Source organism: Paracoccus isoporae, assembly GCF_900101865.1.
In the GTDB taxonomy this organism is placed as follows: Bacteria; Pseudomonadota; Alphaproteobacteria; order Rhodobacterales; family Rhodobacteraceae; genus Paracoccus; species Paracoccus isoporae.
The window spans coordinates 16,995-29,893 of the sequence record NZ_FNAH01000014.1 but is presented as its reverse complement, the minus strand read 5'-3'; the positions used below and the strand labels follow the sequence as shown (position 1 = coordinate 29,893).

The 12,899-nt window shown below is 66.8% G+C and carries 10 protein-coding genes; 4 read left to right on the top strand and 6 right to left on the bottom strand.

Annotated elements, in window-relative coordinates; translation table 11 throughout:
• Positions 1 to 25 precede the first annotated feature (25 nt).
• Positions 26 to 1,072, bottom strand: a complete 1,047-nt coding sequence (locus tag BLT73_RS15850) for a cysteine desulfurase family protein (protein WP_176805174.1) — start codon at positions 1,070 to 1,072, stop codon at positions 26 to 28.
• On the bottom strand, positions 1,072 to 2,301 hold the full coding sequence (gene coaBC / locus BLT73_RS15845) for a bifunctional phosphopantothenoylcysteine decarboxylase/phosphopantothenate--cysteine ligase CoaBC (RefSeq protein WP_090525439.1): 1,230 nt from the start codon (positions 2,299 to 2,301) through the stop codon (positions 1,072 to 1,074). Before coaBC ends, BLT73_RS15850 begins: the two co-directional genes overlap by 1 nt.
• Before the next feature lie 153 nt (positions 2,302 to 2,454).
• Between coaBC and BLT73_RS15840 the strand changes: the two genes are divergently transcribed.
• Positions 2,455 to 3,972: a YifB family Mg chelatase-like AAA ATPase gene (locus BLT73_RS15840; protein WP_090525437.1), complete on the top strand. Its 1,518-nt coding sequence runs from the start codon at positions 2,455 to 2,457 to the stop codon at positions 3,970 to 3,972.
• A 93-nt stretch (positions 3,973 to 4,065) separates the two neighbouring features.
• Here the strand turns inward: BLT73_RS15840 and gshB are convergent, their stop codons facing one another.
• The 3 genes from gshB to rsmI form a co-directional block, all read right to left on the bottom strand.
• Entirely contained in the window at positions 4,066 to 5,013 is a 948-nt protein-coding gene (gene gshB, locus BLT73_RS15835; RefSeq protein WP_090525435.1) for a glutathione synthase, read from the bottom strand.
• A gap of 92 nt (positions 5,014 to 5,105) precedes the next feature.
• Positions 5,106 to 5,570 (bottom strand): YraN family protein, encoded by a 465-nt coding sequence (locus BLT73_RS15830; RefSeq protein ID WP_342705181.1) that lies wholly within the window; start codon positions 5,568 to 5,570, stop codon positions 5,106 to 5,108.
• Complete coding sequence (rsmI, locus tag BLT73_RS15825) at positions 5,567 to 6,478, bottom strand: 16S rRNA (cytidine(1402)-2'-O)-methyltransferase (RefSeq protein ID WP_090525483.1); 912 nt, start codon at positions 6,476 to 6,478, stop codon at positions 5,567 to 5,569. Before rsmI ends, BLT73_RS15830 begins: the two co-directional genes overlap by 4 nt.
• Positions 6,479 to 6,577: 99 nt before the next feature.
• On the opposite strand from rsmI, the gene BLT73_RS15820 reads away from it, so the two are divergent.
• Genes BLT73_RS15820 through murJ form a run of 3 tightly spaced genes read left to right on the top strand, consistent with a single transcriptional unit; the run spans position 6,578 to position 12,093 of the window.
• Positions 6,578 to 7,765 (top strand): penicillin-binding protein activator, encoded by a 1,188-nt coding sequence (locus BLT73_RS15820; protein ID WP_090525432.1) that lies wholly within the window; start codon positions 6,578 to 6,580, stop codon positions 7,763 to 7,765.
• Positions 7,766 to 7,784: 19 nt separating this feature from the next.
• Positions 7,785 to 10,562 carry a [protein-PII] uridylyltransferase gene (locus tag BLT73_RS15815; protein ID WP_176805172.1) on the top strand — a complete coding sequence of 926 codons (2,778 nt, stop codon included), beginning with the start codon at positions 7,785 to 7,787 and terminating at the stop codon, positions 10,560 to 10,562.
• Between the two features lie 4 nt (positions 10,563 to 10,566).
• A complete protein-coding gene (murJ, locus tag BLT73_RS15810) occupies positions 10,567 to 12,093 on the top strand; it encodes a murein biosynthesis integral membrane protein MurJ (protein ID WP_090525428.1) in 1,527 nt (508 codons plus the stop codon).
• Here murJ and BLT73_RS15805 read toward each other — a convergent pair.
• Positions 12,090 to 12,833, bottom strand: a complete 744-nt coding sequence (locus BLT73_RS15805) for a cytochrome c biogenesis CcdA family protein (RefSeq protein ID WP_090525426.1) — start codon at positions 12,831 to 12,833, stop codon at positions 12,090 to 12,092. The two genes, murJ and BLT73_RS15805, sit on opposite strands and share 4 nt — an antisense overlap.
• Positions 12,834 to 12,899: the final 66 nt, after the last annotated feature.

The window sequence follows — 12,899 nt, the reverse complement described above, 5'->3', positions numbered from 1 at the left end:
CTTTGTCCTTCCATCGGCTGGGCGGTCACGCCGGGCCATTCCTGTCGCGCCAGCGTCCATACGCGGTTTCCCATGCATCCGCAAATCGGTTCATCTGATCGTCGCCCAAAGCCGGGCTTATGGAGATCCTGATCGCCGATTGCGCGGCTGCGTCGTCAAATCCCATCGCCTGCAGCGTCCCGCTGGCCCTGACCTTGCCAGAGGAGCAGGCCGATCCCGCGGAAATGGCAAATCCCGCAAGATCCATCTGCATGACCTGCGTTTCACCTTTCCACCCCGATGTAAGAATGCAGGTGGTGTTCGGCAAGCGGCGGGCATTCTTTCCCGCGATCACCGCCCCCGGCGCCGCTGCCAGCAGACGCGTCTCGAGCGCGTCACGCCGCGCCGCCACCTCGTCCCACAGACCGGCCTCCAGATCGCGCTGCGCCGCGGTCGCCGCAGCCGCGAAGGCCATGATGCCGATCAGGTTCTCGGTGCCGCCGCGCCGCCCCTGTTCCTGCCCGCCGCCGCGGATCCGGGCCTCGATCTCGGTGCCTTTCCGCAGGATCAGCGCGCCGATCCCCTTGGGGCCACCCAGCTTGTGGGCGCTGACAAATCCGGCGGTCAGCCCCAGCCAGTTGAAGGCGAAGGGGATCTTGCCGAATGCCTGGGTCAGATCGCTGGAAGCGAGCCCTTCAGGCAGCGACTGGATCACCCCCGTCTCGTTATTCGCCAGTTGCAGGCTCGCGCGGCCCGGATCGGGCACGGTCACGATGCCGTCGCCATCCACCGCCAGATCCTCGCGGCACCACGCCTTGACGGCGCTGTGTTCGACCGGCGCGCAGGACATGCCCTGCCCGGCCAGCACCATCGCCGCTGCCTCGGTCGCGCCGGAGGTAAAAATCACATCCGCGCCTTCCGCACCGAGGGCGACCGCGACCTGCTCCCGCGCGCGCTCCAATGCCATCTTTGCCGCCCGTCCCTCGCTATGGACGGAGGACGGGTTGCCGGAAATCTCCATTGCCGCGCGGATCGCGTCCTTGGCCTCGGGCCGCAGCGGGGTCGTGGCGTTCCAGTCGAGATATTCGCGCATCACAGCGCCTCCGCGATCCGGGCCGCCAGCCGGCGGGCGACGGCGTCCTTGCCCATGCGCGGCCAGTCCTCGGCACCGTCGGCGGAGATCAGCGTGACGGTGTTCTCCGCACCGCCAAACGTGCCGCTCTCGGGCGAGACATCATTCGCCACGATCCAGTCGCAGCCCTTGCGCGCGCGCTTGGCCGTCGCGTTGGCCACCACGTCATGCGTCTCCGCCGCGAAGCCGATGACGAGCGCCGGGCGGTCCTGCGCAAGCCCGCTGACCCAGGCCAGAATGTCGGGATTCTCGGCAAATTCCAGCACCGGCATGCCGCTGCCATTCTTCTTCATCTTGCGATCCGCGGCATTAGCCACCTTCCAGTCGGCCACGGCCGCCGCCATGACCGCCGCATCGGCGGGCAGCGCCGCCTCGACCGCGGCGCGCATCTCCTCGGCCGTCTGAACCGCGATCACCTCCACCCCCTCGGGCGGGGAAACCTGTGCGGGGCCGGTGATGAAGCTGACCCGCGCCCCCAGATCGCGCAGCGCCGCCGCAATGGCCGCGCCCTGCGCGCCCGAGGAATGGTTCGAGATATAGCGCACCGGATCGATCGGTTCGCGCGTGGGGCCGGAGGTCACGATCACATGCCGCCCCTGCATCGGCTTGGCCGCCACGTCCGGCCCGAGACGAAGCGGGGCCGGCCTGGCCGGTCCGAGGCCTGAGCGGATCGCATCCAGCAGGGCGTCAGGCTCGACCATCCGGCCCGGACCGAACTCGCCGCAGGCCATGTCGCCCTCATCCGGCCCGGCAATCAGGATTCCGTCCGATCTCAGCGTCGCCAGATTGCGCTGCGTCGCCTTGTGGGTCCACATCCGGACATTCATCGCCGGCGCGATCAGCACCGGCTTGTCCGTGGCCATCAGCAGGGTCGAGGCCAGATCGTCCGCATGCCCCCCGGCCATCTTCGCCATCAGATCTGCGGTCGCGGGCGCGACCACCAGAAGATCGGCATCCCGCGACAGTTGGATATGACCCATCTCGGCCTCGCGGGTCAGGTCGAACAGGTCACGATGCACCTCCTCGCCCGCCAGTGCCGCGACCGAAAGCGGCGTGACGAATTCCTCGGCCGCGCGGGTCAGCACCGGCACGACGCGGGCGCCCTCGCGCTTGAGATCGCGAATCAGCGTGAGCGTCTTGTAGGCCGCGATTCCGCCGCCGATGATCAGAAGAATGCGGCTGCCCTGCATCGGCGCCTCCCGGATGTCTGCTGCTAGGGAGATAGGCGACATGGGGCCGCACGGCAAGAAACCCGGCCCCCCTGTCGTGATTAACCGCTCGTTAAGCAGCGCCTCGCTAGGCTCGCCGCGCAGTCAGGGGGCCGCGCAGGCAGCGGGGAACGCATGGTCGCAATCGCCTACACGGTGGCGTTTCAGGGGGTGGAAGGACGGCTGGTCGAGGTGCAAGCCTCGGTCGCGGCGGGGCTGCCGTCCTTCGCCATCGTGGGGCTGCCCGACAAGGCGGTGTCGGAGGCGCGGGAGCGGGTGCGGGCCGCATTCAATGCCCTGTCCATCGCGCTGCCCTCGCGCAAGATCACCGTCAATCTCTCACCCGCCGATCTGCCGAAGGAAGGCTCGCATTTCGATCTGCCCATCGCATTGTCGGTGCTGTCGGCGCTCGACATGGTTCCTGCCGAGACCCTGGCGCGGGTGTTGTCGCTGGGCGAACTGTCGCTGGACGGCAGGCTGGTGCCGGTGGCGGGCGCGCTGCCTGCGGCGATGACCGCCGCAATCGACGCGCGCGACCTAATCTGTCCGGCGGAATGCGGCGCCGAGGCGGCCTGGGTCGCCTCCGTTCCGGTGTTCGCCCCGGCGCGGCTGAAACAGGTGATCGATCATCTCTGCGACCGCTCCCCGCTGTCCCGGTCAACACAGGGAGAGGCGGTGGCATCACCCCTGACCGGCGATCTGCGCGACGTGAAAGGGCAGGAACGCGCCAAGCGCGCCCTCGAGGTCGCGGCGGCGGGACGACACCACCTGCTGATGGTCGGACCGCCCGGCGCCGGGAAATCCATGCTGGCCTCCCGCCTGCCGGGCCTTTTGCCCCCGCTTGAGCCGGCCGAGGCGCTGAGCAGTTCGACGATCCATTCCATCGCCGGGCTGCTGAAGGATGGCGGCATTCCCCGTCACGCGCCGTTTCGCGACCCCCATCACACCGCCTCGATGGCGGCCATCGTGGGCGGTGGGCGGGGGGCCCGGCCCGGAGAGATCAGCCTCGCCCATCACGGCGTGCTGTTCATGGACGAGTTGCCGGAATTCTCGCGCCAGGTGCTCGACACGCTGCGCCAGCCCATCGAGACCGGCGAGGTGGTGGTGGCGCGCGCGAATGCACATATCCGCTATCCCTGCCGCTTCCTGCTGGTCGCCGCGGCCAATCCCTGCCGCTGCGGCTATCTGGCCGAGCCCGCGCGAAGCTGCAATCGCGCGCCGGGATGCGGACCGGATTATCTCGGGCGGATCTCTGGCCCGCTCATGGATCGCTTCGATCTGCGGCTGGAGGTGCCGGCGGTGAAGCTGGACGATCTCGACCTGCCATCTGCGGGCGACAGCACGGCAGAGACCGCCGCACGGGTGGCCGCGGCCAGGTCGGTGCAGCGCGCCCGCTTCGCGCGCCTGGCACCGGACAGCGGCGTCAGCTGCAACGCGGACGCCCCGCCGCCGATCCTCGAGCAGATCGCGGCCCCCGATGCGGACGGGCGCGCGCTGATCCGGCGCGCCGCCGAGAAGCTGGGGCTGACCGCCCGCGGCTACCACCGCGTCCTGCGCAGCGCCCGCAGCATCGCCGATCTGGATGAGAGCGAGAAGGTCCACAGCCAGCATCTGGCCGAGGCGATCAGCTATCGCCTGCCCTTCATGCCGTGAGGCACCGTGTCGTGCCGGGCGTCTTGGTGCTGATGGCCATGACACCCACGGCGCCGCGCCGAAGCGATACCTCCACCTGCCGTCCGGCCCGCGTCACGCGGCGGTGAGCTTCGCCTCGATCGCGTCCCATATCAGCCCGGCGCCGTTGATCCCGTCGAATCGCTCCAGTTCCTGGAGCCCCGTCGGAGAGGTGACGTTGATCTCCGTCAGCCAGCCATCGATCACGTCGATGCCGGTGAAAATCAACCCTTTCTCGCGCAGCACCGGGCCGATCCGCGCGCAGATCTCCTCCTCCCGCGCCGTCAGCCCGGTTTTTTCCGGCCGCCCGCCGACATGCATGTTCGACCGCGCCTCGCCCTTGGCCGGAACCCGGTTGATCGCACCGATGGGGTCGCCATCGACCAGGATGATCCGCTTGTCGCCCTGGGTCACCGCCGGCAGGAAACGCTGCGCAATGACCGGCTCACGGTTCAGGCCGAAGAACATCTCGGCGAGTGACGACAGGTTGGGATCCTCTGGCCGCAGATGAAAAACGCCGGCACCGCCATTGCCGTAAAGCGGTTTCACGATGATCTCGCCATGCTGCGCCCGAAAGGACCGGATCTCGGCCAGATCGCGCGTAATCAGCGTCTCGGGTGTCAGATCCGGGAAATCCAGCACCATCAGCTTTTCCGGGCAGTTCCGAACCCAGAACGGATCATTGACCACGAAGGCCTTGTCCCGCACCCGGTCGAGCAGATGGGTCGAGGTGATATAGCCCATATCGAACGGCGGATCCTGCCGCAGCCAGATCACATCGAACTCGGCCAGATCTACCTGATCCCATTCCCCGAATTCGACATGGTTGCCCTGCTCGCGACGCAAGGTGACGGGCCGCCCCCGCGCAACCACCCGACCGCTCCGATAGCTCAATTGATCGACGGTATACTGGAACAGCCTGTGCCCCCGCGCCTCGGCCTCCAGCCCGATCCGAAAACTGCTATCCGCGTCCACCGAGACCGCCTCGATCGGATCCATTTGCAGCGCGACATAAAGGCTCATGGCAGCATCCTTTCCGCTTTGCTGCCTTTTGAGCGGTTCCGGCGTCCAGTTCAAGCAGCGAGCGCGCCGATGCTTCAGAACCACCGCGCCGATCAGTGCCAGCCAAACGCGTTCTCGACAATCTCGATCCGCCCGAAGCGGTCCACGAGCGCCGCATCCATCCGCATCTCGGTCATCTGGCCCGTCGGCAGGCGTTCGCAGAACTCGCAGGCGGCCAGGCAGATCCTGTCCATCTGCCGCCGGTCGATCCGTGCCGCCGCAAGCGCGAATTCCGCTGCCGCCTTAACCTCGACAAAGACATACAGCGCATCCTTGCGCAGGATCAGATCCACCTCGCCAGCGCGCCCGCGCCACCGCGATTGCAGCAGGGTGTAGCCCCTCTCCTGGTAATGCCGGGCCACATTGTCCTCGGCCAACAGCCCCGATTGGAACGCCTTCGCGCCGCGGCGCCTGCGCGCGGCGGGAATGTTCTTCGGCATCTCCTGCGACCGGCTGCACCGACCCGGAGTGGGCAGGCCGCGCGGTTCGGCGTCGAAATCGAGGCTGAGTTGCATCATTCTTTCCTGTCGCTGGAGGTATTCGTGATGGCGAGCGCCATCTGATAGGCCTTGCGGCGCGCAATGCCGTATCTCTGGGCAATTTCCGCTGCTGCATCGCGCAGCGACAGGTTTTCCAGAAGCCGCCGCAGTTCCGAGTCAAATTCGGCCGGATCGGCGGGCGCGGTCATGTCTGGTCGGTCCAGCATCAGCACGATTTCCCCTTTCGGCCCGGCTTCGGGCAGTTGCGCCAGAATCTCAGCCGCCGTCCCACGCAGCGTTTCCTCGAACTTCTTGGTCAGTTCCCGGCACATCACCATATGCCGGTCTGGGGCAATCTCGCACAGAATTCCCAATGTTTGCTTAATGCGTCGCGGGCTTTCGAAAAGGATCGCCGTCGCGTCCTGCGCGCTGAGATGGCTCAGCCATTTTCGACGCGCGCCTGCCGGTTGCGGCGCGAATCCGGCAAAAATAAACCGGTCGCTTGGCAGGCCCGACACGCTCAGCGCGGCCAGCACGGCGCTCGCGCCGGGCACCGCGATCACCTTGCCGCCCTCGGCGATGACCGCCCGCGCCAGCCGGTAGCCGGGATCGGCCACCAGCGGCGTGCCGGCATCCGAGCAATACGCCACCGAACGACCCTCGGCGACGGCCGCCGCCACCGCCGCGCTTTGACGGTTCTCGTTATGATCGTGGCAGGCGAGGATGCGGCGCCCGCGCAGCGGGATTCCGTGAATATCCATCAGGTGGCGCAATGTCCGCGTGTCTTCCGCCGCCAGATGATCGGCCGCGTTCAGCACGTCGAGTGCGCGCAGGGTGATGTCGCGCGCCGCCCCGATCGGGGTGGCCACCAGGTAAAGGCCCGGACCCAACGGGTCCGATTCGATGCGCGCGGGGCGCGGCTGCGGCTCGTCTGTCTGCTCTGTCACATCGACCTCTCGCTGCGCGGTCCCCGCGTTGCCAAGGCAGGGTGTTGTGAATAGGCTGCGGCCCAAAGCCACATAACCTGACAATAGGGAATCATTCTGATGTTCACCATTGCCAAGCGAATCACCCGTCGGGCTGCGCTGGCCGTTTTCGCAGCGGGTATGGCCGTATCCGCCTGCCAGCCGACCAGCCTCGGAAGCTCCGGCCCGGCCATCGGCCCGCAGATCGACCCGTCCGCGCCGGTGCAGGTCGCGCTGCTCGTGCCCGGCGAGACCGGGAACAACGATCTCGACTGGCTGGGCCGGTCGCTGGCCAATTCGGCGCGGATGGCCGCCGCCGACGCGAACGGGGCGGAGATCGATCTGCGCGTCTACACGACCAGCCCGACCGAGAGTTCCGCCGTCGAGGCCGCGGAGCGGGCGGCGGCGGAAGGGGCCAAGATCATCCTCGGGCCGCTCTTCGCCGATTCCGCCAACGCGGTCGGCAATGCGATGAAGGACAACAATCTCAACGTGCTGTCCTTCTCGAACAACACCGAAATCGCGGGCGGCAATGTCTATGTGCTCGGCAACACCTTCCAGAATGTCGCGGACCGGCTGGTGGGATATGGCGTACAGCAGGGGTTGCGCCGCTTCCTGATGGTCTATGAAAACGATGCCGCGGGCCAGATCGGCGCGGCGGCGATCCAGTCGGCCATCGCCCAGAACGGCGCCACCCTCTCGGGTCGTCAGCAGCACGCCCTGTCGCAGGAAAGCATCGACGCCATCATCCCGGCGGTGACGCAGGCTGCCAAGGGCGACCAGATCGACGCCATCTTCATGACCGCCAACCAGCAGGCGGTGCTGCCCTATCTGACCAGCCAGCTCAATGCGGCCGGCGTGACCTCGCGCGAGGCGCAGCTCATGGGGCTGACCCGGTGGGACATCCCCGCCGCCCGTCTGCAACTGCCCGGCGTCCAGGGGGGCTGGTTCGCCCTGCCCGACAGCTCGATGCAGCAGCAATTCACGCAGCGCTACCGCTCCGCCTATGGAGAGGCTCCGCATGAGCTGGGATCGCTCGGCTATGACGGGGTCGCGGCGATCGCCGCACTTGCCGGATCGGGCAACCGCAACGCGGTCAACACGATCGGCCTGACCCGCCCGGCCGGGTTCACCGGGGTGAACGGGGTGTTCCGCCTGCGCCGCAACGGCACCAACGAGCGCGGCATGGCCGTGGCCACGATCAATGACGGCCGCGTGGTCGTGATCGACCCGGCCCCGCGCAGCTTCGGGCGCGGCTTCGGGTTCTGATTTGGCCGCAGGGACCGACATGCTTCCCCAAAGCGCCCCGGCATTGCCCGGGGCGCATTCCGTATTCGACGCCGAAACTTTCCTGCCGGCCCTCGATTCCCGCCTGTCCGATGCCCCGGATGCCCGCGCCATCCGCGCCGAAACCGTCGCCGCGCTGCGCGCCGCGCGCGATGCGGCCATGGACGACATCATCGCCGGGTTCGAATCCCATCCCCGCGCCGCGCGCGAGACCGTCCGCGCCATCGCCAGCCTGACCGATGCGATCGTCACCACCGTGCATCATGTCGCCGTCACGCATCTGCATCCAAGGCAAAGCCCTACCGAGGCCGAACAGCTTGCGGTGCTGGCCGTCGGCGGCTATGGCCGCGCCGAGATGGCGCCGCAATCCGATGTCGATCTGCTGTTCCTGACCCCCTACAAGACCTCCGCCTGGGCCGAGAGCGTCGTGGAATCGATGCTCTACATGCTGTGGGATCTGAAACTGAAGGTCGGCCACGCCACGCGCAGCATCGATGACTGCCTGCGGCTGGCCGCGCAGGACATGACGATCCGCACATCCATGGTCGAGCATCGGGCGGTGGCAGGCCAGCTCAGCCTGGCCGAGATGCTGCGCGAGCGGCTGTGGGCCGAGTTGTTCGACAAATCCATCCCCGAATTCATCGAGGCCAAGCTGGCCGAACGCGATCAGCGCCATGACCGGCAGGGCGGTCAGCGTTACGTGCTGGAACCGAATGTGAAGGAGGGCAAGGGCGGGCTGCGCGATCTTCAGACGCTCTACTGGATCGCGAAATATATTCACCGCGTTGACCGGGCGGTCGAACTCGTCGATCTGGGATTCTTCACCCGTGACGAGCATCTGGCCTTCTGGCAGGCCGAGGATTTCCTGTGGGCCGCGCGCTGCCACCTGCATCTGATCGCGGGCAGATCGGTGGATGTGCTGACCTTCGACATGCAGGTCGAGGTGGCGCGCCGGATGGGCTATCACGACCGGCCGGGACGTCGCGGGGTCGAGCTGTTCATGCAGGAGTATTTCCTGCACGCAACCCGCGTGGGCGAGTTGACGCGGGTCTTCCTGACTGCGCTGGAAAGCCGCCATGTGTTCCGCCAGCCGGTGCTGAAACGGATCTTCCGCCGCCGCAAGAAGCTGCGCGCGGGGTTTGCGGAAGATGCCGGCCGGCTGACCTTTGCGAAACCCGACAGCGCGCTCGACGATCCACTGAACATCCTGCGCCTGTTCGAGGAGGCGCTGCGGACCGGCATCCTGATCCACCCCGAGGCCATGCGCGTCGTTGCCTCGCATCTGGAGTTGATCGACGAGGAGATGCGCGAGAACCCCGAAGCGGTGCGGATCTTCCTCGACCTGCTGCTGAAGCGCGGCAATCCCGAGCGCGCGCTGCGCCGGATGAACGAGCTGGATGTGCTGGGCGCCTTCATCCCGGAATTCGAGCCGGTCGTGGCAATGATGCAGTTCAACGTCTATCACCACTACACGGTGGACGAGCACACGATCCAGTGCATCAAGGCGCTGTCCGAGATCGAACAGGGCCACGAGGTCGAGGATCTGCCCATCGCCAGCCGGATCATGCGCGGCCGCATCAACCGCCGGGTGCTGTATCTGGCCTTGCTGCTGCACGATATCGGCAAGGGCCGGCCGGAGGATCATTCGATCATCGGCGCCCAGATTGCGCGCCGCGTCTCCACCCGGTTCGGGCTGCCCACCGACGAGATCGAGACCATCGAATGGCTGGTCCGAAACCATTTGCTGATGTCGGATGTGGCGCAGAAGCGCGACATCTCGGACCCGCGCACGATCCGCGATTTCGCCAAGGCGGTGAAGACCCGGAAACGTCTGGACCTGCTGCTGGTGCTGACGGTCTGCGACATTCGCGGCGTCGGGCCGAACACCTGGAACAACTGGAAGGCGGTGCTGCTGCGCCAGCTCTACGAGCAGACGGCGAGTGTTCTGGAAAACGGGATGGAGGCGCTGAACCGCGATCAGCGCCGCGACGAGGCCAAGCGCGCCCTGCGCCATTACCTTGCCGCGAAGGGCTGGGAGCCGAAGGAGATCCGGGGCGAGACCACACGGCATTACGCGAATTACTGGCAAGGGCTCCCTACCGACACGCAGGCGGTGATTGCGGAGCTGCTGCGCGATCTGGGCGATGACGAGATCCGCATCGACCTGCATCCGGACCCGGACCGCGACGCCACTCGCGCGGCCTTCGTGCTGTCCGACCACCCCGGCATCTTCTCGCGCATTGCGGGGGCGCTCGCCCTTGTCGGCGCGAATGTGGTCGATGCGCGCACCTATACTTCGAAGGACGGGTTCGCGACGGCGGTGTTCTGGCTTCAGGATGCAACCGGCCATCCTTACGATGCCGAGCGCCTGCCGCGCCTGCGCAAGATGATTGACCGCACGCTGAAAGGAGAGCTCGTCGCCCGCGACGCCTTTGCCGACAAGGATCAGCTGAAGAAGCGCGACCGGGCATTCCGCTTTCCCACCCATGTCACCTTCGACAATGAGGGCAGCGACATCTACACCATCATCGAGGTGGATACGCGCGATCGTCCAGGTCTGCTCCATGACCTGACCCGGACCCTGGCGGCGAACCATATCCGCATCGCTTCCGCCGTGATCGCCACCTACGGCGCGCAGGTCGTGGACAGTTTCTATGTCAAGGATGCGTTCGGGCTGAAGCTGCAACAGCAATCCCGCCGCGAGACCTTGGAAAATAAGCTGCGGCAGGCCATACGCGAAGGCGCCGAACGGGCAGGCTCGGCGCAGGCAGGAGCGTGATCGGATGAAAAGCGGATTGGTGCGCGGTTTCCTGACCGTGGGAAGCTGGACGACGCTGTCGCGGCTGTCGGGCTTCATCCGCGACATGATGATGTTCGCCTGGCTGGGGGCGGGGCCGGTCATGGATGCGTTCCAGGTCGCGCTGTCCCTGCCCAACATGTTCCGTCGCTTCTTTGCCGAGGGCGCGTTCAACACCGCCTTCGTGCCGCTGTTTTCCAAGAAACTGGAAGGCGGCGACGATCCGCAGCAGTTTGCCCGCGATGCCTTTGCCGGGCTGGGCAGCGTGCTGATCCTGTTCTGTGCGGTGGCGATGATCGCCATGCCGCTGCTTGTCCTGGCCATGGCGGCCGGGTTCCGGGGGGACGAGCGTTATGATCTCGCCGTCACCTATTCCCGGATCACCTTTCCCTATATCCTGCTGATCTCGCTCGCCTCGATGATCGGCGGGGTACTGAACGCGAATGGGCGCTTTACTGCCGCCGCCGCCGCGCCGGTGCTGCTGAACATCCTGTTCATCGTCGCATTGCTGATCGGGCGCAGCGCCGGCTGGGATCTGGGACTGACGCTGGCCTGGGCCACGCCGATCACCGGCATCGCCCAGCTTGGCCTGGTCTGGTGGGACGCGCATCGCACCGGCTGGACCTTTCTGCCCCGCCGCCCGCGCCTGACCCCCGATATGCGCCGGCTGCTGACCATCGCCCTCCCCGCCATTTTCGCGGGCGGGGTGGTGCAGATCAACCTGCTCGTCGGCCGGCAGGTCGCGTCCTTCTTCGAGGGCGCGATTTCCTGGCTCTCGGCCTCGGACCGGCTCTATCAATTGCCGCTTGGCGTGGTCGGCGCGGCGGTGGCGGTGGTGCTGCTGCCCGAATTGTCGCGGCGGTTGCGCAGCGGCGACGAGGCGGGAGGTCAGGCCGCGTTTTCCCGCGCGATGGAGTTCGGGCTGTTCCTGACCCTGCCCGCCGCCTTCGCGATTTCCGTAATCGCCGTGCCGATGGTCTCGACCCTGTTCGAGCGGGGTCAGTTCACCGCCTTCGACACCCAGCAGACGGCCAAGGCGCTCGTGGTCTACGCGCTCGGCCTGCCGGCCTTCGTGCTGCAGAAAGTGCTGCAGCCGCTCTATTTCGCGCGCGAGGATACCCGCAGCCCGTTCCGCTTCGCGCTGCATTCCATGGTGGTGAATGCCGCCGTGGCCTTCGGGCTGATGCCGTTTATCGGTTTCCTCGCCGCCGCCATCGGCACATCGGCCGCGGCCTGGGTGATGGTCGGCCAGCTCTGGTGGGGGACGTGCGGCATGGGTCAGGCCACGCGATGGGATGCGCGGGTCAGGCGAACGGCCCCGAGGATCCTGCTGTCATCGCTGCTGATGGCGGCGGCGCTGTGGTTCACGCTCCGCTGGACCGACAGCATCGGCATGGCGCGTATCCCCGAACTGGCCCTGCTGGTCACCGGCGGCGCCGCACTCTATTTCGCGCTCAGCTTCGCGACCGGGGCGGTCACCCTGTCCGACCTGCGCCGGAACGTCCGGCGCTAACCCAGCGTGGCGAGGAACGGAAACGTCTCCAGCATCCAGTAGGACAGATCGGCCATCCGCCCGCTCAGCAGCATCAGCCCGACCGCCACCAGCAACCCGCCCATGATCCGCTCGACGGTTTTCATATAGGGCTTGATGCGGTTCATCAGCCCCATCGCGCGGTTGACGAAAATGGCCGAGAGCAGGAACGGGATACCCAGCCCGAGCGCATAGACGGCAAGCAGCCCGGTCCCCCGGCCGATCTCGGCATCGGTCGCCGCCAGCGACAGGATCATGCCGAGTTGCGGGCCGATACACGGCGTCCACCCGAAGGCAAAGGCCAGCCCCAGCACATAGGCCCCGAAGGCCGAACCACCCTGATCCCCCGCTTCCAGCCGGGCCTCCTGATCCAGCATCGGGATGCGGAAGACATGCAGGAAATGCAGACCCATGATGACGACCATCACCCCGGCCAGCCGCGCCAGCCAGAGCTGGTATTCCAGGAACAGCCGCCCGAAGGCGGATGCGGCGAAGCCCATGACCAGGAAGACGGTGGACAGCCCCAGCACGAACATCAGCGCCGCCGGGGCCGCGCTGCGCTCGCCCGACTTCAGACCGCCCACGCTGATCCCGGTCATATAGGCCAGGTAGGGCGGCACCACCGGCAGCACGCAAGGAGAGAGAAAGGACAGCACACCGGCAAACAGCGCCACGCTGGCGGCGGGCAGAAAGGCGGCGTCGATGATGTCGATTCCGAACATGCGCAGACAGTAACCGATTTGCAGCGTCGCGCCAGTGGACGGGTTGTCACAGTGTCGTAAGAACAG

What these genes read in the sequence shown, in the direction of transcription:
- murJ (WP_090525428.1), top strand. Translation starts at nt 10,567, where the DNA reads ATGAAAAGCGGATTGGTGCGCGGTTTCCTGACCGTGGGAAGCTGGACG.
- BLT73_RS15840 (WP_090525437.1), top strand. Translation starts at nt 2,455, where the DNA reads ATGGTCGCAATCGCCTACACGGTGGCGTTTCAGGGGGTGGAAGGACGG.
- BLT73_RS15815 (WP_176805172.1), top strand. Translation starts at nt 7,785, where the DNA reads ATGCTTCCCCAAAGCGCCCCGGCATTGCCCGGGGCGCATTCCGTATTC.
- BLT73_RS15820 (WP_090525432.1), top strand. Translation starts at nt 6,578, where the DNA reads ATGTTCACCATTGCCAAGCGAATCACCCGTCGGGCTGCGCTGGCCGTT.
- BLT73_RS15805 (WP_090525426.1), bottom strand. Translation starts at nt 12,833, where the DNA reads ATGTTCGGAATCGACATCATCGACGCCGCCTTTCTGCCCGCCGCCAGC.
- BLT73_RS15830 (WP_342705181.1), bottom strand. Translation starts at nt 5,570, where the DNA reads ATGATGCAACTCAGCCTCGATTTCGACGCCGAACCGCGCGGCCTGCCC.
- coaBC (WP_090525439.1), bottom strand. Translation starts at nt 2,301, where the DNA reads ATGCAGGGCAGCCGCATTCTTCTGATCATCGGCGGCGGAATCGCGGCC.
- gshB (WP_090525435.1), bottom strand. Translation starts at nt 5,013, where the DNA reads ATGAGCCTTTATGTCGCGCTGCAAATGGATCCGATCGAGGCGGTCTCG.
- BLT73_RS15850 (WP_176805174.1), bottom strand. Translation starts at nt 1,072, where the DNA reads ATGCGCGAATATCTCGACTGGAACGCCACGACCCCGCTGCGGCCCGAG.